The 23,908-nt window shown below is 45.5% G+C and carries 17 protein-coding genes; 6 read left to right on the top strand and 11 right to left on the bottom strand.

The window, feature by feature from the left end; all coding sequences use genetic code 11:
• Positions 1-65 precede the first annotated feature (65 nt).
• From Q338_RS13715 to recJ, 3 genes are all read right to left on the bottom strand, one after another.
• Positions 66-2,180 carry a glycosyltransferase gene (locus Q338_RS13715; protein ID WP_051968508.1) on the bottom strand — a complete coding sequence of 705 codons (2,115 nt, stop codon included), beginning with the start codon at positions 2,178-2,180 and terminating at the stop codon, positions 66-68.
• A 74-nt stretch (positions 2,181-2,254) separates the two neighbouring features.
• Positions 2,255-4,105 (bottom strand): lipid A export permease/ATP-binding protein MsbA, encoded by a 1,851-nt coding sequence (gene msbA, locus Q338_RS05550; protein ID WP_034292872.1) that lies wholly within the window; start codon positions 4,103-4,105, stop codon positions 2,255-2,257.
• A gap of 167 nt (positions 4,106-4,272) precedes the next feature.
• On the bottom strand, positions 4,273-5,994 hold the full coding sequence (recJ, locus tag Q338_RS05545; RefSeq protein WP_034292870.1) for a single-stranded-DNA-specific exonuclease RecJ: 1,722 nt from the start codon (positions 5,992-5,994) through the stop codon (positions 4,273-4,275).
• On the opposite strand from recJ, the gene Q338_RS14405 reads away from it, so the two are divergent.
• Positions 5,974-6,204 carry a hypothetical protein gene (locus Q338_RS14405; RefSeq protein ID WP_156961040.1) on the top strand — a complete coding sequence of 77 codons (231 nt, stop codon included), beginning with the start codon at positions 5,974-5,976 and terminating at the stop codon, positions 6,202-6,204. The two genes, recJ and Q338_RS14405, sit on opposite strands and share 21 nt — an antisense overlap.
• A gap of 58 nt (positions 6,205-6,262) precedes the next feature.
• Here Q338_RS14405 and Q338_RS05540 read toward each other — a convergent pair whose 3' ends face one another.
• A complete protein-coding gene (locus Q338_RS05540; protein WP_034292887.1) occupies positions 6,263-9,349 on the bottom strand; it encodes an Rne/Rng family ribonuclease in 3,087 nt (1,028 codons plus the stop codon).
• A 62-nt stretch (positions 9,350-9,411) separates the two neighbouring features.
• Here Q338_RS05540 and Q338_RS14400 point away from each other — a divergent pair, with 62 nt between their 5' ends.
• The 3 genes from Q338_RS14400 to Q338_RS05530 all read left to right on the top strand — a co-directional run bounded on the left by Q338_RS14400 (position 9,412) and on the right by Q338_RS05530 (position 11,458).
• A complete protein-coding gene (locus Q338_RS14400) occupies positions 9,412-9,720 on the top strand; it encodes a hypothetical protein (protein WP_156961039.1) in 309 nt (102 codons plus the stop codon).
• A 229-nt stretch (positions 9,721-9,949) separates the two neighbouring features.
• Complete coding sequence (locus tag Q338_RS05535; RefSeq protein WP_034292868.1) at positions 9,950-10,921, top strand: RluA family pseudouridine synthase; 972 nt, start codon at positions 9,950-9,952, stop codon at positions 10,919-10,921.
• Positions 10,922-10,933: 12 nt separating this feature from the next.
• Complete coding sequence (locus tag Q338_RS05530; RefSeq protein WP_034292866.1) at positions 10,934-11,458, top strand: hypothetical protein; 525 nt, start codon at positions 10,934-10,936, stop codon at positions 11,456-11,458.
• A gap of 267 nt (positions 11,459-11,725) precedes the next feature.
• Here the strand turns inward: Q338_RS05530 and Q338_RS05525 are convergent, their stop codons facing one another.
• The 3 genes from Q338_RS05525 to Q338_RS05515 all read right to left on the bottom strand — a co-directional run bounded on the left by Q338_RS05525 (position 11,726) and on the right by Q338_RS05515 (position 16,693).
• Entirely contained in the window at positions 11,726-13,648 is a 1,923-nt protein-coding gene (locus tag Q338_RS05525) for a prolipoprotein diacylglyceryl transferase family protein (protein WP_034292864.1), read from the bottom strand.
• Between the two features lie 196 nt (positions 13,649-13,844).
• On the bottom strand, positions 13,845-15,146 hold the full coding sequence (locus Q338_RS05520) for a M16 family metallopeptidase (protein WP_034292862.1): 1,302 nt from the start codon (positions 15,144-15,146) through the stop codon (positions 13,845-13,847).
• A 98-nt stretch (positions 15,147-15,244) separates the two neighbouring features.
• A complete protein-coding gene (locus tag Q338_RS05515) occupies positions 15,245-16,693 on the bottom strand; it encodes an OmpP1/FadL family transporter (protein ID WP_034292860.1) in 1,449 nt (482 codons plus the stop codon).
• Between the two features lie 261 nt (positions 16,694-16,954).
• Between Q338_RS05515 and Q338_RS13710 the strand changes: the two genes are divergently transcribed.
• Together Q338_RS13710 and Q338_RS05505 are read left to right on the top strand one after the other, a co-directional pair.
• A complete protein-coding gene (locus Q338_RS13710; protein ID WP_051968507.1) occupies positions 16,955-17,752 on the top strand; it encodes an OmpA family protein in 798 nt (265 codons plus the stop codon).
• A gap of 133 nt (positions 17,753-17,885) precedes the next feature.
• Entirely contained in the window at positions 17,886-18,731 is an 846-nt protein-coding gene (locus Q338_RS05505; RefSeq protein WP_034292858.1) for a basic amino acid ABC transporter substrate-binding protein, read from the top strand.
• A 64-nt stretch (positions 18,732-18,795) separates the two neighbouring features.
• Here Q338_RS05505 and Q338_RS05500 read toward each other — a convergent pair whose 3' ends face one another.
• From Q338_RS05500 to Q338_RS05485, 4 genes are all read right to left on the bottom strand, one after another.
• Positions 18,796-20,574 (bottom strand): aminopeptidase P family protein, encoded by a 1,779-nt coding sequence (locus Q338_RS05500; protein WP_169815847.1) that lies wholly within the window; start codon positions 20,572-20,574, stop codon positions 18,796-18,798.
• Positions 20,575-20,719: 145 nt separating this feature from the next.
• Positions 20,720-21,820 carry an acyltransferase family protein gene (locus tag Q338_RS05495; protein WP_034292854.1) on the bottom strand — a complete coding sequence of 367 codons (1,101 nt, stop codon included), beginning with the start codon at positions 21,818-21,820 and terminating at the stop codon, positions 20,720-20,722.
• The gene (scpB, locus tag Q338_RS05490; RefSeq protein ID WP_034292852.1) at positions 21,817-22,374 is read right to left on the bottom strand and encodes an SMC-Scp complex subunit ScpB; all 558 of its coding nucleotides are present in this window, start codon (positions 22,372-22,374) and stop codon (positions 21,817-21,819) included. Before scpB ends, Q338_RS05495 begins: the two co-directional genes overlap by 4 nt.
• A 48-nt stretch (positions 22,375-22,422) precedes the next feature.
• Positions 22,423-23,418, bottom strand: coding sequence for a CAP domain-containing protein (locus Q338_RS05485; protein ID WP_034292850.1), 996 nt, complete (start codon positions 23,416-23,418; stop codon positions 22,423-22,425).
• Positions 23,419-23,908: the final 490 nt, after the last annotated feature.

Below are 23,908 nucleotides of genomic sequence, written 5' to 3'. Positions count from 1 at the left end.
GCCTTTTCAAATTAAGCAGCCTGAAAACTTAAAAAAATATGCTAGGTGGATGAGAAAAGCAATTTTTAGCTCATTTCATTAAAAATTTGTTCAAATGCAGCTTTAATTTTCATTTTCTCATTTTCTTTTGTGTATTTAGCTTTAACAAATGCAGATGCCATTTCACCTTTTTTCCAAAATATTTCAGGATTATCATTGTATTGAATAACAATTCTTTCCAACTCTTTGACAAACTCCAAAATATTCAAATCTGGAATTGGGGTACTAAATTCACTTTTTAAATACTCCAAACCCGCATTCCCAGCATAACCAATTACATAACAACCGCAAGCCATAGCTTCTACAGGAGGCAAACCAAAACCTTCAATATGATTAAAGCTCATAAAAATTGCACTTTCCTGCAAAATAGAGATAACCTCATGTTCAGATTTATTATCAATAGCTATAAATTGCCAATCTTTAAATACAGGGCGTTTAGCTAAAATTCGTAAAACTTGTTTACTGTCTTCAGGTAATTTTCTAGGCATAAAGGCAATTTTCTTTAATTTTGGCTTTTTACCTAATGTAAACTGATTACTTAAACTAATACCAGTATTAAATAAAACCGCATTTGGATAAGCATATTGTAAATATTGATATGAATAATCAGATACAGTCATCGTAGCCAATGTATTCTTATGTACATATGGGTCTATTTGAACCTCTTCATAAGTTGGATAATATGAAAAAGTATAATGATTATTTTGATTATAAATAATTTTTTTATAATTTGGAATATTATTCAATTTTAAACCTAATACTTCTGGCACAATTAAAATTGCATCTTTTTCAGGTAACTTATATTGACTTTTAGTTACAATTTTATTGTAATAATATTGTATAAAACGTTTTAAATGTCTCAACTTCGGTTTTGATTCAATATCTAGTATAGAATATAAATCAGGAAAATATTTCACGGGAACTTGATGAGCAAACCATTGTATATTAAAACCTTCTTTTTTATGAATAATATTAGCCTGATAGCCTAATTCATTTAATATTTCAGCAAAACGATAAAGCTGTTTTATTCCACCAATAGGTTTATGTTCATCAAAAGCAACTAAATATATTTTCTTTTTTCTTTTCAAAATATTATTATTATATTTTTCATCATTAACTTCAGGCAATGACAAGGGAATAAATGAATCAATATTCAAAACATACTTAATCCAATTTGCAAAATTGTACTTTTCATATATTTCACTCGGTAATTCATAATATGGTTTTTGGACAAATTCATCTATTAAATCAAAATTTTCACCATCTAAAATCAAAATATTATTTGGATGATAAAAATCATATAACGCCACATCAGGATTGGTTGTAATTAATTTTTTACGATAACCAACTGATTCAAAAACACGAAATGAAAGACCCTTATGTTCACCAATGACAAAATCAATCAAAATATGACTTTTTTGCATTTGTTTGATATTTTCTTTAAATGGGATAATTTCATCAATAATATGAATATTTTTATTTGGATAAAAATGTCTTGGATTATCATGAATATCTAATGGATATAAATTAAAACTCATTCGCCAATTTTTTTGTTCTACATATTGTGCAAATTTAACAATTAATTCTTGACGAGATGGGTGGTGCGCACCTACATAATAAAAATCATATTCTATTTGTGGGTTATCTTCTATAAGATGTTCAAAGTAAAAATTAGTACATGGCAATAATGCCTCACTATATTGTAAATCTCGAGGGTCAAAAATATAGAATTTATCAAACAAATCAATTCTATCATAAATAAGTGGATAACGGTGTAGTCCATCAAATTGATAGCTAACATGTCCTTTAGTACAAACTTTACCTATATTTTCAATTAACTCTTTACTATACATATCACTTCTAATAAATAAAGAATAATTGTCTCCCTCATTATGTGTCAGTTCATTAACAATTCTTTGACATAAACCTAATTCTTTAATTTTTTTAGTTGTTTCTTTATCACCAAAAAAAATTTTTCGGTATTTTGCATAGCACCATGCTTTAAATGAAGGGTAACAACTTTTATCTTTATTAAAATTGTTTAAAGTAATCACATTAAAACCATGATATTCCAATGCTTCTTCAATAACAAATGATAAATCAGATACTGTTGGCATTATCAAAACAATATTTTTATTCATAATAGAAATCCATATATAGTTAAACTATTTTCAAGCTGTTTCATTTTCATAGAGTACTAAAAGATAGCCTGAAATTATCCATTCAATCCGCCCAACCCATGCAAGCGCGCATAATCCCCCCCAGCCGCCATCAAATCTGCATGACTGCCTTGCTCCACAATCCGTCCTTCGTCCATCACAATAATGCGGTCAGCTTGCTCAATCGTGCTTAAGCGGTGGGCAACAATAATACTGGTACGCCCGTGCATTAATCGCTCAAGTGCTTGTTGTACCAAGCGTTCTGATTCATTGTCTAATGCGCTGGTGGCTTCGTCCAGCAACAAAATCGGCGCATTTTTCAAAATGGCTCGGGCAATGGACACGCGTTGGCGTTGCCCGCCTGACAAATTGCTGCCATTTGCGCCAATTTGTTGGTGCATACCATCGGGCGATTGTTGCAACACGTCCAATAAATTGGCAGCCTGAAGCGCAGCCAAAACTTCTTCATCGCTCGCATTCGGACGACTGTAGCGCACATTGTCGCATAAAGTGCCGTCAAACAAGAAAATTTCCTGCGACACCAGCGCAAATTGTTCACGCAAATTCGCCAATTTCACGTCTTCAATATTCACGCCGTCCAACAAAATTTTGCCCGAACTGGGTTCAACAAAACGTGGCAATAAATTTACCAGCGTACTTTTGCCGCTCCCCGACCGTCCCACCAAAGCAATTTTCTCGCCAGCCGCAATGTCCAAATGAAAATTGGATAATGCTTTTTTGCTCTCCGATGAATATTGTACATCAACTTGTTCAAATTTCAGGCTGCCTGAAACACGTGGCAATTCAATTGTCCCCGTGTCTTTTTCAGGCTGCGTGTCCAAAAATTCACACACCGCATCGGAGGCGAGAAACATGGTTTGCATGGGAATGCTGATGTTCGCCAAATTTTTAATCGGGCTTAACATTTGCAACATCGCCACAATAAACGCCATAAATTCGCCAATCGTGGTAATCCCATTCTGACTCTGCCACAGCGCGATAAAAATCACAATCGCCAAAGCAAACGAAGCTATCAATTCGCTAAACGGGGAACGCGCCGCGCTGGCTTGGGTCATTTTTTTGTTTAGGCGCACAATGGTTTGGTTGATTTGATTGAATTTTTCGGCAGCCTGCGCCTGTCCGCCAAATAATTTCACCACGCGTTGCCCTTGATGGGTTTCGTTCACCACATTATTCAGGCTGCCTATGCTTAATTGTGCGCTTTGAATAATCTTTTTCAAACGATTGCGATAATAACGCGACAACAAAGACAACACAGGAAACATCAGCAGCACAATCAAACTCAATTGCCAATTCAAATACAATAACACACCAATCAAACCCAATACAATCAGCGTATCGCGCGTGAGCGTGATAAACACATTGCTGGCATTGTTAATTGAGCTGTCCGCCATTTGCACAATATTCATCAAAACCGTGCCAGATGGCGTATCTTGATGGTATTTTGATGACAATTGCAGCATTTTGTTAAACATATCGCGCCGCACATGACTAATCGCCACCACCGACACCCACGACAACAAATAAGTGCTGGCAAAACGACACACCCCACGCAACACCACCAAAAAAATAAAAAACAATGGCACTATCCAAACTTTATCCGCCGTGCCCCAAATCAAGTAAGTGAATTGGTCTTTCCAATTTTTGAGTGTGCCAATCAAGCCCGTTGCTTCGCCCAACACAGGCGACGTGGTCGGCGCGGCAAAACCCTGATTTACCAAAGGCGCAATAAACGCCGCCAAATAACTTTCGGTAAAAGCCACCCCCATAATGGCAATCAATGCCAGTATAATCCGCCCCTTAAAAGGCTGTACATACGCCATAAGGCGCATAAAATTTCGCGCGTCTGCTTCGGAAAATAAGCCGAAAGTGAGTTTACTAATCATAATATGGTTGAGAAATTGATTTAACTGGCTATTCTAACATTGTTAGCGTGGGAATATTGAATTTTCAGGCTGCCTTTCGGTACAACAAAATTCATGTAGGGTGCGTACCACGCACCGAATAAATGCCCGACCTACAAATTGTCGTACATATTCAGGCAGCCTGAAACTCAAAACGGCAACACTTCTTCCCAATGCTCCACATACAATTGCAAATCCACCCGATTGCCCCACTCGTTCACCACAGGGCGGTACACCACGCGAATTTCTTCGGGCAACTCGTGTTCACATCGCCAAAATACGGCTTCCACTTCCTGTTGATTTTGCCCATTTTTTTTCAACCATGCTTTGCGGTGTTTGCCATCTGCGCCCATGCTTTGTTGGCGCGTAATCACAAATTCATCGCAAAATGTGGGCTGGGGGAAACCTTGTCCCCACACTTGCGTGGCTAAAAATTGGACGCGTTCCAAAGTCAAATCGGCGGCGTTCAGACTGCCATCGGTGAGAAAAATTTGCGACAAAATATCTTTGTCCACCAATTTCGCCACCACATCTTCAAAGGCAGCCTGAAATTGAGCCAAACCATCGCCGCGCATGGTCAAACCCGCCGCCATCGCATGACCACCAAATTTGTAAATCAAATCAGGACATTGTTTTGCAATCGTGTCCACCACATCGCGCAAATGCACCCCCTGAATGGAACGCCCCGAACCGCGCAAATTGCCATCATCATCGGGGGCAAACACAAAAGTTGGGCGATAAAATTTGTCTTTCAAACGGCTCGCCACAATGCCCACCACGCCTTGATGAAAATCGGGGCGATACGCCGTGAGCGTGGTTTGATTTTCAGGCAGCCTGTCGGGAAATTCGCCCAAAATCTGTTGCAACATGCCCTGTTCAATTTCTTGACGGGTATGATTTAATTCATTTAATTCTGCCGCAATGGATTGCGCCATCTCCCAATCCTGCGCCAATAAACACGCGATGCCCACCGACATATCGTCCAGCCGCCCAGCCGCATTAATGCGCGGCGCAATTTTGAAACCAATGTCCATCGGTTGCGCCTTTTTCGCGTCATAACGGGCAGCCTGAAACAGGGCAAGAATGCCATAACCCGTTTTGCCCGCCCGAATGCGTTTCAAACCTTGCGAAACGAGAATGCGGTTATTATGGTCAAGCGGCACCACGTCCGCCACCGTTCCCACCGCCACCAAATCCAATAAATCGCCCAAATTTGGCTCTTTCAGGCTGCCTGAAAAATAATGCCGTGCCCGCAATTCCGCCCGCAACGCCATCAACACATAAAAAATCACCCCCACTCCCGCCAAATTTTTGCTGGGAAAAGTGCAACCTTTTTGATTGGGATTGACAATAATGCAATCAGGCACATGGTCGCCTGCGTGATGATGGTCGGTTACCAACACGTCCATGCCCAATTCATAGGCGCGCGCTACCCCTTCGCGGCTGGAAATGCCGTTGTCCACCGTAACAATCAAATTCGCGCCCTTTTGCGCCGCAATATCCGCCAATTCAGGGGTCAGCCCGTAGCCATGTTCAAAACGATTGGGGACAAAAAAATCCACCACCGCCCCCATCGCCCCCAAACCTTTCATGGCGACTGAACACGCCGTTGCGCCGTCCGCATCATAATCGGCGATAATCAGGATTTTTTCTTGTTGTTCAATTGCTTGGGCGAGTCGTTGCGCGGCGCGTTCACAATTGGTCAATTGTTGATAGGGAATGAGTAATTGCAGATGGTCGTCTAATTCATCGGGATTTTGCACCGCGCGCGCCGCGTAAAGTTGCGCCAAAAGCGGGTCTGCACCCGATTGAATCAGCGTGGCAAGATGGTCGGGATTGACTGTACGGGTTTGAATTTTTTTGCGAAACATGGTTTCAGGCTGCCTGAACATAAAAAACGGCGTATTTTAACGCATTTATCAGTTGAACAGATTTTCAGGCTGCCTTACAACACTCGACAATTTTACCAATGCCCAAAATGTAGGGTGCGTACCACGCACCAAATCGTTCAATTTACACGAAACTCGGTGCGTAATACGCACCCTACGATGATTTTTATCGTGTACAAAAAGGCAGCCTGAAAAAAATCCCCCTATTCTGTTTCACAACAAAATGAGGGGATTTTGATTAATTCTAAAATCAAGATTTCAAGGTTTCAATTTGAATCATCTCAATTTTTTCATCAGACGGCATACGAATCGGCAAATCACGATAACGCTTACCATACACACGCGGTGGCTCAATACGCATAGAATCCATAATCAAAGCGCGTGGACTGGTTTCCACCAACTGCAAATCACCCAAATCCACACCCGCAAAATCATTCGCACGTTTGCTGTACACCGTTGCGACAGGTTTAGGCTCGGGCGCAACCGTTTCGCTAACCGTTTCCACGTCTGCTGCCACTTTGGGCAATTCGGGAGCGGCGACAGTTGGCAGGGTTTCTGCCGTTTCCACCGCTTTGACCGTTTCTGCCACTTCTGCCACTTCCACCATTTCATCTGCTTCATCAGATGTGCTGGCGGTTTCAGGCTGCCTGAAATCTGCTTCCAATTCACCATCGGTTAAATCAAATGGTTTTTCTGCTTCGGGCGCAACAGACGTGTCTGCCAAATTCGCGTCCACCAAACCCAGCAATTCATCATCACTCACCGTTTCCAGTTCGTCCAAATTAATCGCTTCGGGTTCCGCAGTCAGCACCAAAGGTTCGGCTTCGGCGGTTTGTGCCATTTCTGTTTCCACCGCATTGACTGTTTCAGTTTCGGTTTCAGCTTCAATTTCACTTGCAGATTCCATCGCCGCCAAAGATTCCGCTGCTTCCACAACAGGTGCCGTGTCTTCAGCCGATTTCACAATCACATCATCAACTTGCACGCCCACTTCCGCAAATTCTTCCACCGCAGGCGCAACCGTAATCACCACTTCACGCGCATCGTATTCCGCCACCAATGCACTTTCCGCCGCCAAATCAGGATATTCCTTACGCAAAACGTGTACCACCGCCGCTTCCACGCGTTCCGCCGCCATGCCCACATCAAAATAATGCTCCATGCGTAAAGCCGATGGAATGGCGCGTTTTTGCGGATTGCGATTTTGCTGATTACGCGGTTTGCGCGTAGTGTTTGGCTCTTCCGCGCCCAACTGCACAATCAACGGTTTTTGTTTTGGCTGCTTCTGTTTACGCGGTTTTTCTGCCTGATTGTTCACAGGTAAACCCGTTACCGCCATCTCCGCTTTCGGCTGTTTATTGTGTGGCTGTTTGGGCTGACGCGTTTTCGCGCTGTCCGCTTTAGCGTTGGCATTCAATGAATTAGCTTGAACTTTACCATTTTCAGGCTGCCTGTCTTGCTTATTGCGCTGCTTATCTTGCTGCAAACGCGTTTTACCTGTTTCTGCCGCCACACTTTCAGGCTGCTCATTCGATTTATGGCGTGGTTTATTTTGCCCATTTTGGTGCTGACGGCGATTGGGATTATTGCGTTTACCTGCCACCGCTTTCGCTTTCAGGCTGCCTGAAGATTTTGCCGCAGGCTGCTCTTCTTCTCCACCCAACAAACGGTTCAACCAACCTTTCAAATTATCCCACCACGATTTGTCCTTTTTCGGCGCAACCGTAGGCGCGGGCGAAGCGTGTTTCAAACCACGCACCGCAGGCTCGGGGCGAGTCGCTTTTTCGCCTTTTTTATTGGCGAATGGCACGGTTTCCGTTTTTTCAGGCTGCGTAACTTGTTTGTAGCTCGGTTTCGCGTTTTCGTCCAAATCATCTACTTTGATGCGGGAAATTTCGTAATGCGGATTTTCCAAATTCGTATTCGGAATCAGGAACACAGAAACGTCCAAACGCTCTTCCATGCCAAACAATTCGGCGCGTTTTTCGTTCAACAAAAAAGTTGCCACATCAACAGGCACTTGCGCGTGGACTTCGCCCGTGTTTTCCTTCATTGCCGCATCTTGAATCAAACGCAAAACGTGCAAAGCTGTGGATTCAATGCTGCGAATCACGCCCGTGCCAGCGCAACGCGGACAAGCAATGTGGCTGCTTTCCGCCAAAGCAGGCTGCAAACGTTGGCGCGACAATTCCAACAAACCAAAACGCGACAATTTGCCCATTTGCACACGCGCACGGTCTTTTTTCAGCGCATCGCGCAAGGTGTTTTCCACATCGCGTTGGTGTTTTGCGTCTTCCATATCAATGAAATCAATCACAACCAAGCCGCCCAAATCGCGCAAACGCATTTGTCGCGCCACTTCTTCTGCCGCTTCCATATTGGTGCGGAATGCGGTTTCTTCAATGTCCGCGCCGCGCGTGGAACGTGCAGAGTTGACATCAATGGAAACAAGGGCTTCGGTGTGGTCAATCACAATCGCGCCACCGCTTGGCAAGCTCACGGAACGCGCAAATGCGGTTTCAATTTGCTGCTCAATTTGCAAACGCGAAAACAGGGGGGTGTGGTCGGTGTAGAGTTTCAGTCTGCTCAAATTATTGGGCATCACATAACTCATAAATTCAGAAACTTGCTCGTAAACTTCGGGGTTGTCCACCAAAATTTCGGCGATGTCGGGGCGATAATAATCACGAATGGCACGAATCACCAGCGAGCTTTCCATAAACAACAAATACGGCTGTTTGTGGGCGGCAGCAGCGTCTTCAATCGCACGCCATAATTGCAATAAATAATTGAAATCCCAGTTTAATTCTTCCGCGCTGCGCCCAATGCCTGCGGTACGCGCAATAATGCTCATGCCGTTTGGCACGTCCAATTGCGCCATCGCTTCTTTCAATTCGGCGCGGTCATCGCCCTCAATGCGGCGCGACACGCCGCCGCCACGCGGATTATTCGGCATCAACACCAAATAACGCCCCGCCAAGCTGATAAACGTGGTTAAGGCTGCGCCTTTGTTGCCGCGCTCATCTTTTTCCACTTGAACAATGACTTGCGTACCCTCTTTCAGCACATCTTGGATACGCGCTTTGCCTCCATCATAATCGCGGAAATAGCTGCGTGAAATTTCTTTAAACGGCAAAAAACCATGACGTTCCACGCCATAGTCCACAAAACAGGCTTCCAAAGACGGCTCAATGCGCGTAATCACGCCTGTGTAAATATTGCCTTTGCGTTGTTCTTTGCCGAGTGTTTCAATGTCCAAATCCAATAGGGTTTGTCCATCAACAATTGCCACGCGCAATTCTTCCGAATGGGTGGCGTTGAAGAGCATTCTTTTCATGTTTATAACCTTGTTATACAAAGATTTAAACACGTTTTCGGTTTGATGATGCCGCTCGCGTGGTGGCGCAATTTCAACAATCACGCTGCGATGTGTGCGACAAAAAAGACGATAAAAAAGAGCGGTTTGGGGTTTCAGGCTGCCTGAAAGTGATACCGCAACACAATCATAAAATGTTGTCGGAAATGGCTGAACTTTCAGTTACTTGTCCCCTCCCTCGCTGGCGGGGGAGGGTTAGGGTGGGGGTGGAAATTCAACGTGCCACCCTCACCCTAGCCCTCTCCCGCCAGACGGGAGAGGGGACAGATTGCAGCAAGCATTTTTTGTTGCATATTCAATTTCATTTTAAAATTCGGTTAGCCATCGTCTAGGTTTTTGTATTCAAACAATATTTTTGCTGCCGTAGGCTGGTTGGCAACAAAAAGGAAAACGTGTAAAGTGCTTTTTTTGTAAAATGGCGATATACGGCTTTTTCTATGCAATCGGTGTGCAGGCTGCCTGAAAAATCATTTTTTCAATTTAATCAAAGCCGTATGGCTTGCAAACACCGTTTTCAGGCAGCCTGTTTGCTGCCAAAACCAATCGGGAATTATAGAGAAAATGCCGACAATTAGCAAAGATTTGGTCAATCATATTACGGTGCAAGCGCATGAAGCGGGACAGCGTTTGGATAACTATTTGATTAAAATATTAAAAGGCGTACCCAAAAGCCACATTCATCGCATTATTCGGGGCGGCGAAGTGCGGATAAACAAGGGGCGCACGCACGCCGATGTTCGCATTGAAACGGGCGATGTGGTGCGTATTCCGCCGATTCGGGTGACGGAAAAAGTCGCGCCGAATCAGAAAATGATTCCATCGCGCGATTTTGAGATTGTGTTTGAAGACGATTGTTTAATCGTGTTAAACAAGCCGAGCGGCGTGGCGGTGCATGGCGGTTCGGGCGTGAGTTTTGGCGTGATTGAGCAATTGCGCCAGTCGCGCCCCGAAGCGAAGTATTTGGAATTGGTGCACCGTTTGGACAAGGACACGAGCGGTTTGCTGATGATTGCGAAAAAACGCAGCGCACTGGTCAAATTGCACGAAATGTTGCGTAATGACCACCCGAAAAAAGTGTATTTGGCTTTGGGCGTGGGCGCGTGGGACAAATCGCTGCGCCATGTGCAATTGCCATTGTTTAAATACACGGGGGCGGCGGGCGAAAAAATGGTGCGCGTTGATGAACATGGGCAGTCGGCGCACACGATGTTTCAGGTGTTGAACACGTTTTCAGGCAGCCTGACGCATTCGGTGGGGATTTCGGCGTTGAGTTTGGTGCAAGCGACTTTGAAAACGGGGCGTACGCATCAAATTCGCGTCCATATGCAATCGCAAAATTGTCCGATTGCGGGCGATGAGCGGTATGGCGATTATCAGGCGAATAAGCGTTTGCAGAAATTGGGGCTGAAGCGTATGTTTTTACACGCTTATATTTTGGAACTTGACCACCCGATGACGGGCGAGCGTTTGTATTTGAAAGCGGAATTGCCTGATGAATTAAGGGAATTTTTGAATTATTTTCAGGCAGCCTGAAAGGACACAATGATGGATTTTAATCAAACCGCAAGAGAGACTTTAACGCGTGTGCAATCTGAATTGGCGCAAGGTCAAACGCAAATTTCATGGGATATTTTGTATCCGATTTTTGACCGTGAAAACTATTTGAAGGAGATGAAAAAATCGTTTGGCTGGCGTTCTCACATTAAAAGTGTGTTTTTTGCCTTTCTGATGTTGATTGGTTTATCTGCTCAAGGTTTGAATAAATTTTGGGCTGGATTGGCAAGTGTGTTATTTTTGATTTGGGCGGTGTGGGATAATCAAAAAACGCGTCAAGAAATGTTGGCGAGAGAATATTTTGTTTACGGTATTCAAGTTAATTTCAACAAGCGAAAAGCACAGATAACATGGAATGGTGTGAAAATGCGTCATCAGGTGAAGTTTCACAAAAATGAAGAGTTGCCCTCATTTAATCTGCCTGAACGACCAGAGCCGTCTGATGTGAGATTGCGCGATACGCTGCAAAATAGGCTGGCGCAGAAAATGGGGGTTCGGTTTGTGGAGCAAACGTAGGGTGGACAAATCGTTGCCCACGCGGTTTTATGTACACCACGTTATTTGATTTTTTTCAGGCAGCCTGAAATGAAATATTTCACATTAAAACATCATTTTATGTGTACACGATTGAACTGCGTGGGCAACAAGTTGCCCACCCTACGCTTACTTTGCAAAACCCCATTTTTTGAACTTATTTGAAAATAAATTTCTTAAAATTCAAAATATTAAAATTTTTAACAATCAAATTTTAGGGGTTTTGCAAAGGTTGCAGGCTGCCTAAATTCACTCCTGCGTTAAACGCGAAAACCGCCGTGAACTTTCAGGGAAATCCACGCCATACACAAACCAAATCAAGCAAAAATACACCGCCGCTTGCACCCAAATCGCCCCATTCAGGCTGCCTGCAATAAGCGGCGCACTCTCCACACACATCAATCCTATCCCCAAAAGCACCGAAGCCATCGCCAACCATTGATACACGCGCATGCCCAGCCAATATGGGGTTTGCGGTTCGCCGCGCAAACTTTCTTCCACAAAACGAAATGCGCCGCTCAACACAAAATACACCCCAGCCAACAAAGTCGCAGGTGCGCCCAGCGTGAACAGTCGCCACAACACAAAAAAGCTCAAAAAATTCGCCGCTATGGAATAAAATTGTGTAGGGTATAAATTTTTACCGCGCCAACCTGCCAATTTATTGACACGCGATTTGGGGTGAACAAACGACAAACCCAACCCATCATACGGCTTACCATGACAACAGCCTTGAATCAGGCAACGGCAACGCCCAAACAATTGAATTGGACACGCCGCAATCGCAGTCGCCGCCAAAATCGCCCACACGTCTGCGCCAAACATCGCCGCCACCACCAAAGCCAACAACACGCCCACCACGCTGCCATAATAACCAAAAGGTCGCAGCAATTGCGATGAGCCTTCCACCCATTGCGCCCATAAACCTGCGCCAATAAATCCCATCAAACCAATCAGATACACCGCCCACATATCATTTGGCAACAAATACGCCATCAGCACAAAACCCCAAAATCCACCCACCGCCGCATAAAAACCATGATTAATCACGCGAATTTTGCCAAAACGCCATTCTTGCCATGAATTGCCAATTTTTTCGCAAACACGCAATAATGTTCTATAAACAAATAATTTGTTCCGCACCACATAAAACACCGCCATCGCCGCCACCACATCAATCAGCGTGTGATTTTTCGTGCTTAAACACGACAGAATAATCAAATACGAGGCAACCTGAAACACACGCCCCCATCGCCCCACATCGCGCAAATAATGCGCCGACATCATCGCCCAAAACACATGAAACGATGGCAACGCCGCCAATGGCGTGTCCCAATTTCGTCCCCATTCAATCATGTGCGAAAACACGTCATCGCCCAAAACATCGGGATAATCCACCGCCGCAGGAATAATCAAATAAGCATAAAAAATCAAACTCATACCAATAAATGCGTCCACCGCAAACGCCCGCAAACGGCGGCGACTGGGTTGCATAAATGGGATTGCCGCCGTGAGCGGATAACTCACGCTGTAAATCAGCACGGTAAACGGCAATAGGGGCAACACATTATCCACCGCGCCATTGCTGTACCACACATCGGACGGCGTTCCCACCCACACAAAAGTTTGATACAACAGCAAAAATGGCACAAACACCAGCAAAGCAACGCGCCATTTTTCCGCCCAACTGGGGGGCGTGTCGCTATTGGCGGGTAAATCGGTTAAGATTTTGTGTAATAAGGGTTTTGCGCCAAAATGTTGGGCAATGATTTCGCGTTCAAAACCATAAACATACGCCAAAATCATTAAAATAAACAAAGGTGTTACCAACCAAACCCCAGCCGCCGAACCTGTCGCCCACGACACACCAAAACACAGCAGCACCGCACCGACATAAATGGGGTGCTTGCAAATTGTGTAAGCCCCTGAAAAAACATAATGTTCGGGCGGAAAGGCGTTCATGGGCAAACCGTGTCCGCGTTGCCATAAATTCACCATCGCCCACGCCATCAGCGCAACCCCTGCGATTGCCGCCACCACGCCCACCCACGCTACATCGGGTACGGCTAATGTGATGGCGTAATCGGCGCGGCTCGCCCATTGCCACAAAATAATGGGTAAAAATAAACAAAATACAAGGGCATAGATGATTTTTTGTAAGATGGTTTTCATGATGTTTGGATTTTGATTTGATGAGATTAATGGGTTTTCAGGCTGCCTTTTGGTACAGGGCAAAAATAATTGTAGGGTGCGCCGTGCGCACCAAATTTACTGAAATATTTAAATCATTCAATCATTTTGGTGCGCACAGCGCACCCTACATTAAAATAGTTGCCTACTTTTCAGGCAGCCTGAAAAATAACGCCCCCTATTTTCCGCCCGTAACCACCACATTCATTTGCTGTGGCTGAATTTTGCGTTGCCAAGCGCGTTTGATGTCATCAACGGTCAGCGCATTGATTTTATCATTATAGGTGTCAAACCAATCACTTGGGCGTTTATGCACCCCCACCGCCATCAAATTCGCCAATAATTTGCCATTGCTGTCAAAACGCAAAGGGAAACCGCCCGTAATATGCGCTTTCGCCTGTTTCAATTCCGCTTCGGTCGGGCCATTTTTCACAAATTCAGCTAACACCGCTTGCGTGGCTGCGAGTGCCGCCGCGCTGTTTTTGTGTTCGGTGGAAAAGGTTATCGTGAACGGGGCAGCCTGCGCGTATGCCGCCAAACTGCTGCTTGCGCCATAAGTGTAACCGCGTTTGTCGCGCAATTCTTTCATCAAACGGCTATCAAATCCGCCGCCGCCCAAAATATAGTTGCCCACAATCATGGCAAAATAATCAGGGTCTTGCGCCGTCATCACAGGCAAACCAATGGCAATCGTGGTTTGTGAACTGTGGGGAAAGGGGATATTTTCGCGTTGTCCGCCTTTGACCGTTACAGGCGGCGCGGACGTGTCGGGATTAACATGAGTCGGCACATTTGCCAAAGTTCGCACAATCAATTGCTCGGCTTGCGGACGGGTTAAATCGCCGACTATGGCAATAATCGCCTGATTTTGCGTATAATTTTTCTGATGAAAATCCAGCAAATCTTGTCGCCCAATCGCTTGAATTTTTTCAACCGTTTGATATGCCGATTTGCCATACGGGTGATTTGGATAATTCAAACGCGTCAGCGCACGAGAAGCGATGTAGCTCGGGTAACTTTCGTTTTGTTTGAGCAATAAAATCGCTTGGTCTTTCACGCGTTGCAAAGCCGTTTCCTCAAAACGTGGGCGCGTCAAAGCCTGATTAAACAAATCGGCGGTCGCATTCAAAACGCTGGGTTCACTCAAACTGCGGAAACTCAAATTGCTGAATTCAAAACTATTGTCGCCGTCCATACTGGCGGCTAAATCGTTGATTTTCGCGTTAAATTGTTCTTCATCTAATTCAGCCGTGCCACTGGTTAATAATTGCGCGGTGGCGGCGGCGATATTGCTTTTGCCATCGGGGTCGGCGGTAGAACCTGCACCTTTGAAAATCACACTGTAGTCCACCATCGGCAAATCGTGGCGTTCCACAAACAAAACCTCGCTGCCTTGTGGCGTGTGCCAGCGTTGAATGTCTAGCGCGTGCGCGATGGGCGTGATAGCAAACAGAGCAATCAGGGCAAATTTAGCATTCATAACAAATCCTTTTGAGTAAATGAGAAATCATAGCATATAATATTTCAGGCAGCCTGAACATACATTTCAGGCTGCCTGAATATTCCAATCACGCAAGATTAGAATTGATAAGTATATTGTAAACCCAAGATATTCGCATAATTATTGAATTTCGCTGAACTTGCGCCTTTACTGTCGCTGTCCGAACCGATGGCTCTACCACTTTCATAACGCGTGTCGTTGATGTGAATATGCGTGTAGGCTAAATCCAAACTATGCCCTTTTTTGAAATCATATTTCACGCCAGTAGAGAACCAAATGCGATTGCCATCGGGCAAAGTATTCAAACGCTCTTTTGCGCTGCGAACAGGGCTTTGGTCAAACGCGATACCTGCGCGAATTTGCAAAGGATGGCTCAATTGATACGAACCACCAACCGCCACTTTAAACGTATCGCGCCAATTAGGATTAATCGTGGTTAAAGCAGAAGTGCCACCTTCTGGTGTAGCTTTCTCATTTTCATATATCACATCAGCACGATTAAAACGACTATGACGTGTCCAAGTAACATCACCAAACAGGTTTAATTTATCGGTCGCTTTATACATACCGTGTACTGAAGCAGATTCAGGCGTAATAATTTTCACACTGGCACTTTCGCTTGGCAAATAGCCACGCCCACCTTGTGAAGCAGGCAAACCAATCACTTGATTATACAAAGCTTTTGCAACTACGCCATCTGCTACCCATTCAGCCGTGCCTTTTAAATTATGCGTAACTTTAGAGCGGTAACTCGCACCAACACGAGCGTGGTCATTAATATCATACAGCCAGCCCAAATGATAACCAAAGCCCCAATCATCACCTTTTACATTGCCATGACCTTGCCAATTGGCACGGTCTAAAGTAACACTTTGTGGAATGCCACGTTGTTCTAATACAGCCGCCATGCCATTCAAAACTGGGGCAGGAGAACCCGCGCTCCAGTCAGCATATTTACGCAACTTCGCTTTAGAATATTGCGCCACCAAACCCACACCCACCGAATGCTTGTCGGTTGCTTTAAACGACACCACAGGTTCCAAAGCCACAGTCGTCAAGCCCAATTTATTCATATTGTAGCGCAGCACCGAATCTTCCTTGTATTCGGTTTCCGAAGCAAATGGGATAAACATGCCCATGCCGACCGTAACACGGTCATTTACTTTGTATGCGCCATAAATATGCGGTGCAGGCACAACATCTTTGGTAATTTTGCCACTATTGCTGCCTTTTACCTCACCACCACGATAATATTCTGCCTGACCATCAGAATATTTAATGTGTGGCGCAACCAAATTCACCGTACCTGAAATTTGATGATTAGGTAAATACGTTAAACCAGCAGGGTTGGCGAAAATGGTAGAAGCATTATTGGCTTCCGCAGAAGATGAATTGGCGGTGCTTTGCGCTGTAACCGATTGCGTACCAAAATGGTAGCCTGAAGCCGCAGCGTGTTGTGCAAATAAAGCACTCAACAACACAATCAAGGGTTTGATTTGGGCGCGGCGTATATGAAAGTGAGACATAAAAATTCCTTACAAAACAAAAACAAATTTTCTTTCAGGCTGCCTGAAAAACAGCGCAAACATAGAATCTAGGCTCTATTCTAAAATAGTAAGCTTAAAAATTCTAGTCCAGCAAGTATTTTTTTGTATAAGTAAGTAAAATTGCGACAATTTCACGACAAAAAAAGCCGCGACACAGTTAAGAAAATTATCGTATAATGCAAGCAAATTTTTTAATGATTTTTCATATTAACTCAATCTATTCATCGGGAACTCTTGAATATGAACACAGAAAACAATTCAAACAGCAATGTAACAGCCAAAGGGGAACGTGTTGGCTTATGGGTAGGTTTGGGCGCGGCTGCGCTGACGGCGATTGGCGTGGTGGGCTTGGCAATTTACACCGATTATAAAGAAAGCAATGGTGCAAACGCTGCTGCTTCTAATGCCGCACACATTGCTGAACAAGCACCCAGCAGCATTCCAACCAGCGAAGCACAAGCCGCCAGTATGGCAGTGCAAATGTCTGCCAGCCAAGTTCAAGGCATGATTGCGCCTTCTGATGAAGAACCTGTGGGTGTGGCGACCGATGTGGTTGTGCCATTGGCGGTTTCTGAAGTGGCGGCGGTTTCTGCGCCTGTGTTGCCAGAACCTACACCAACAACAGCGACTACTATTGTTGAAATTGCTGCACCAGCCGCACCCGTTGTGGCGGCTTCTGCCACTTCCGCGCCTAGCCCAGCAGACACAATTTTGGCGAAAGAAAACGCGATTCAAGCAGAAAGCAAAGTGGTGGCTGAAAATGGCATGGTGCGTTTCTACTTTGCCACAGGTAAAGCAGACGTTACCGCCAACACTTTAGAAGCCCTGAAAGACATCGTAGAAGGCGCAAAAACAGGCAAAAAAGTGGTGGTTTTGACTTACTCAAACGTGGAATCCAATGAACGTTTGGCACGCGACCGCGCTTTGGCAGTACGCAGCGTATTACTGGCAGCAGGCATTCCCGACAGCAGCATTGAGGTGAGTAACCCTATGCAAGAAAGCAGCGATAGTCGCCGCGTAGAAGTGATTTTGCGTTAATTTTTAGGTACTCAAATCATTCAGGCTGCCTGAAAAACACAATGATGGCTTTTCAGGCAGCCTTTTAATTATTAAAAAAAGATTAAACCCTATTTTAGGCAGCCTGAAAATTCATTTTCATAAGGAAAAATAAATGTTTACCCGTACCCTATTGATTTCCAGCATTACGTTAATGTTGGCAGCCTGTGGCGGTGGCAACCAAAACAGCACACCCGCCACCACGTCTAGCCCAGCCGCCAGCACCGCCGCGCCCACTTTGGACGTAAACAAAACCTACATCGTCGCCACAGACGCGAGTTACGCGCCTATGGAATTTATGGAAAACAACAAAGTCGTTGGTTTTTCACACGATGTTTTGGACGCGGCTGCCAAATCGCAAAATGTTAAATTGGAATTTGTGAACACACCATTTGAAGGCATTTTCGCCAATGTGGGCAAAGGCGATAGCGATATTGCGCTCGCCAGCATTACAATTAATGAAGAGCGTAAACAACAACTTGACTTCTCCGACTCGTATTTTGAAGCCACCCAGATGATTATCACCACCGAGCGCAACAAAGACAATATCAAATCATTTGCTGATTTGAAAACGCGCACGGCTTCGGTACAATCGGCGACTTCAGGCGATTTGATTTTGCAAAATCTGCAAGGCAAAGACAGCCAAAACATCAAACGCTTTGAAACCATGCCTTTGGCATTCAAAGAATTGGAAAGCGGCGGCGTGGACGCGGTGGTGGGCGATAGCAGCGTGGTCGGCTATTACGCAGCGCAAAATCCGAACGCAAAATTATACACTTTGGTAGACCCAAGTTTCGCCAAAGAACAATACGGTTTCGCATTCCGCAAAGGGCGCAACGATGGTTTGCGTGAAGCCATCAACAAAGGCTTAAGCACCATCAAAGCCGATGGCACCTACACCCAATTGGAAAGCAAATGGTTTGGTAAATCAGAAAGTTTCGCCGCTAGCGCAGCGAAATAATTCATCAAATAAAAAATAAATGAAAAGGCAGCCTGAAAAAGTTTTCAGGCTGCCTTTTTATTAATTAAATCATCACCGTACGCTCACGCAACCACGCCAAGGCTTCTCCTTGCACCAAAGGCGATAATTTTTCATACACTTCAACATGATAGGCATTCAACCACGCCCGTTCCGCCGCCGTCAATAAATCCACTTTCACCAAACGCGTGTCAATCGGACACAAAGTCAGCGTTTCAAAACCGACAAATTCGCCAAATTCACTGGTGCCAACTGATTGACACACAATCAAATTTTCAATGCGAATGCCATATTGCCCCGCCCGATACAGCGCAGGTTCATTGGAAATCAATTGCCCCACCTGCATCATATTGTGTGGATTTGCCGCCGCACGGTAGGCAATCGTGGCAGGAAATTCGTGTACATTCAAGCAGTAACCCACGCCATGCCCCGTGCCATGCCCATAATCACGCTGCGTTTGCCACAAAGGAGCGCGACAAATCGCGTCCACCACCGCCCCCGAAATATTCGCGGGGAACACTGCCGTTGCCAGCGCAATGTGCGCTTTTAAAACCAGCGTAAAATCAATACACTCTGCTTCAGTTGCCGTGCCAATCGCCATCACACGCGTAATATCGGTGGTGCCATCATGGTATTGCGCACCCGAATCAATTAACAATAAACCATTGCCCATCAATTGTTTATGCGAATCTTCGCTGGCGGCATAATGCGGTTGCGCCCCATTTTCGCAAAAACCCGCAATCGTGTTAAAACTGGGCGAAATATAATGCGGCTGCTGGCTGCGATGAGCGGTCAGCATTTTACCAATATCCCATTCTGTCAAAGGCTTACCTTCTGCCAACTCGCGCTCCAATTGCGCGAAAAAGCCACACAACGCCGCGCCATCGTGTCGCATGGCTTGGCGAATATGCGCGATTTGCGTGGCGGATTTTTTCGCTTTAAACAGGCTGCTTGGATTAATATGTTCAATAATTTCAACATCTTCTGGTAAATTAATTAATGTTGCCACCGCCGTTTTATTTTCGTCCAACAACAGGCAGCCTGAAACCGCCGCCAACGCCTTGCCGACACCAGCGTAATCCGCCCATTGAATATCTGCTTGTTGTAAAATAGATTTTTCTGCTGCGCCCAATTTGTTCACATCGGTAAACAAAACCGCCGAATCCGCCGAAATCAGCAAATACGCCAAAAAAACAGGGTTGTACGGCACATCATTGCCACGCAAATTGGTCAGCCACGTAATATCATCTAAACTGGAAATCAGGTGGTAATCCGCTTGTTTTTGCTGCATAAATTGGCGTACGCGTGCCAATTTTTGCGCCGCGCTTTCGTCCACATATTCCGCCTTGTGGGCAAACACGGGGGCGGTCGGCAAAGGCGGACGGTCGTGCCAAATCGTCAGCAAATCCGTTTGCGTGTCCAAAATGATATTTTTCGCGCCAAAGGCAGCCTGAAACCGCTTTTTCGCCGCCAATGACAGCATATCTGCAGCAATCGCCACTTTCGCTTGCTCGGGCAACTCGGCGGCGAGCCAATCGGCAGGCTCTTGGTCAATTCCTTGTTTTTTCAGCACAATCAGACTGCCTGCAAGCTGCTGTTCCGCCTGTTCCCAATAGCGACTGTCCGTCCACAACGCCGCCACGTCCGCCGTTACCACCAGCGTGCCAGCCGAACCCGTAAAACCGCTCAACCATTTCCGCGCTTTCCAATGGTCGGGCAGATATTCCGACAAATGCGGGTCGGCGGTGGGAACGAGATAGGCGTGAATATTTTGTTCGCGCATTAAATCGCGTAATTGATTAATTCTTTGATTTATCATAATGATTTTCCTATAAGATATTACATACAGCCTGAAAACTTGTAGGGTGGATTCAATTTAAATCAGGACAAGGCGACAGCGACTGCCGTGTACACCGAATACATCAAGGAGCTGGCAACGCGGTACTGGTTTAAATTGAATTCTCTATATTTTATTTCCGCCGCCAAAATATCTGTTCCACATAGCGATTGCCCAGCCACGCCAACACAAAAGTCGCGCCAAAAATCACAGGCAAATGCGCCACATAGCCCACAAAATTCCCCTGTTTAAACGCAAACATTTTCCACACGCCAAACCACATAAACAGCACCAAACCATGTGTCAAATAAATGGCATAACTGATGTCGCCCAGTTTGCTTAAACCATGATAATTCAATAAATTGGCATAAGTAAACCCATTGGCAATAAAGGCAAACAGCACCGCCAACCACAAACGCTGTTCCCATGAATAAGCTGGGGTGTAGGCGAAAATATAGCCCGTTAAAAGTATCAGTAAAATCAAATGGCTGCGTGGGAATTGTTGCAATAAAAATTGTATTGGTTTGGCAAACACGGCGGCGGGAATGGCTAGGATAAACAGCCAAAAATAACGCGTTTGGCTGTGATACATGATTATCCAATACGATAGGGCTAGGGCAATGAGTGCGGCTGGCTGAAGCGTGATTTTCCGATGATAAATCATGTGGATAAGTGGCAAAATACAGTACACCGCCCATTCATAAACCAGCGTCCATTGCACGCCCGCGATGATTAAATGGGATTGGAAACCTTGAAAACTGGTGTTTTGAAACAGCAGCCATTGCGCAGAAAAGCGAAGAAAATCGCCGAAATTGTCGCCATTAAGCGGCTTAAACGCCAAAGTAACGCCAATCACAAATAAAAAAACAGCAATGTACAGAGGATAAATCCGTTTGGCGCGTGAAAGGTAAAATTCGCGCCAATCCATGTTTGGGCTGTGGCGGATTTTGGCGATGTGCAAATACGCACTCAACATAAAAAACAGCGACACGGCAACCGCACCTAAATTGATGATAATTAAGCTGTTTGCGCCCCACGAGCCGCCTTCGCGCCATGTGAATGTGTAATAGCTGTGGTGGGCAATCACGGCGCAAGCGAGTATGCCGCGCAAACCGTCTAATTGACGGCTGCGCTGTTGATTGTTTTCAGGCTGCCTGAAGATTTTGGCAAATACATACGCTGCCAAAATCATACATAAACTACTGATAATAATTAAAATACTTGCATGACTCATGATTCATCTGCTTCGCTGGGCAAATCAGTGATGTCGGGCAAAACGAGTTCGCCCAATTCGGTTAAAGGCGGCAAATCGGCTAGGCTTTTCAATTGCAAATCAGCGAGAAATTGGTCGGTGGTTGCCCACAAAGCGGGTTTGCCGACTGCGTCTCGGTGTCCAATCACTTCCACCCAGCCACGTTCTTGGAGGGTTTGTATCACGGTTTGGGAAACGGTTACGCCGCGTATGGCTTCAATATCGCCACGCGTAACGGGCTGTTGGTAGGCGATGATGGCGAGCGTTTCCATCACCGCGCGTGAATAACGCGGCGTGCGCTGTTCGTGCAAAATCCCCAATGATTCAAAGGCTTCGGGTGCAATTTGGAATCGCCAACCTTGCGCGGTGTGGATTAATTGCAGGGCGCGATTTTGCCAACGCGTTTGCAGCATGGTCATAAATTCCGCCAATTCGTCTTCGGAAAGGGGCGGGTCGGCAAGGCGACGTAGGGTGAGTTCGGTGAGTGGCTCGGCTTGGGTAAGCAAAGCGGCTTCAATTAGGCTGTCTATGTTCATGATTTTTTTATTATTTGAGTAATTTGGTTTTCAGGCTGCCTGAAATATTTAAAATTCCAAAAAATGTTTTTTCTTACGCGTTTTAAATGTCCACACTTCGGATTTTTCCTGTCCATTTTGTGCATATTTGAATTCGGCGCGGTATTCCGTTTCAAAATCAAGCGGTTTGATGGGGAATAGGGCAAACTCGGTTTTGCTCAATAGGCGATTGGGGTCATTGCTGGCGTGTAAAACGGTGGTGGGGCTGATTTCGCTGCTGCCTTGATATAATTTAAATGAAATCAAACGAATATCGTCCTGTTTGCCGTGAAATGCAATGCTAATCGGATTACCTGTTTTGTCGGTGGTGGGCATGGGGTTGGGTTTTTCTGTGCCATCGTAGCTGGGTTCAATGTTTCTGCCGATGGGGTATTTGACGGTGATGGTGTGTTCATTGGGCGGCTGATTGACAGGAATTTCGGTTTTTTGCCCCAAACAGGTCAGCGTTAAAATATAGCGTTTGCCTGATTGGGCGGCGGGCTGGGTTTCGCATAATTCGCGCATTTCACGATTGCCTTGTTTAATCACAAACGCGCTGTTGCGCCCATTTGACCATGCCGCGCCTGCTTCGCTGTCATCGGGGTGGAGCAGGGCTAGGCGATGATAGAGCGCGGTCATCAAGCCATCTACGCTGCGTTTGCCTGAACGGGCGAAATTGCTGATGGTTAAATTTTCGGTTACAGCGGCGGGGTAGCCGACTGCGGTGGCGCGGTCTTGTGGCGTAACGCCTGTGAAATGGGGATTGCTGCGCTTGTGTTCTTCGTGCCCGTCTGCGTCTTTGCTTAAATATTGGGCGTGGTTTTGGGCGGCTTTTTGCAGGCTGCTGTTGAATTCAAGGGGCTGTAAACCCGCTTGTCTGCGCCAATGGTTGAGACGTTGTAAGCCGTATTGGGCTTCTTTTTCGGGTTTGTAATGATTTTGCGATAGGTAAACCATGACGGCAACAAAGCCAATAATGGGTAGCCAAAGTAAGTATAAGCGGCGTGTGAGGGCGGAATGGCTCATAAATTATCAATAAATTGGGTGTGAGAAAAAGGTTGATAGTGGCTTCAATTTAAATCAGGACAAGGCGACAGCGACCGCCGTGTACAGCGAGTACATAAGGGAGCTGGTAAGGTGGTACTGGTTTAAATTGAATTCACTATATTTTAGCGGAATTTGGCTGCGGTCGTGGTTTTCAGGCTGCCTGAACAATAAAAATGCCTTGTTTCTTTGGGATTTTTTTATTTTTCAGATATAATTACATTTTTTAACACACACCCTGTCGCAACCTTGCCACAGAAGAATGTTTCAGGCAGCCTTTCAGTACACGACAATTTTTGGGATTTACGCCAATCTTTCCCCTCCCCCGTCTCCAACGGGGGAGGGCTAGGGTGCAGACCTGCCAAGTTCTTAAATTTCATACCGCGTAGGTCGGATACTTGTATCCGACAAAACTTGTGGTTTCGTCTGAAAATGTCGGATACAAGTATCCGACCTACGAAGAACTTGGCAA

The sequence above is a fragment of the Alysiella crassa DSM 2578 genome (genome assembly GCF_000745955.1).
In the GTDB taxonomy this organism is placed as follows: Bacteria; Pseudomonadota; Gammaproteobacteria; order Burkholderiales; family Neisseriaceae; genus Simonsiella; species Simonsiella crassa.
The sequence above is the reverse complement of the archived record's forward strand: the minus strand, read 5'-3'. Positions and strand labels throughout refer to the sequence as shown.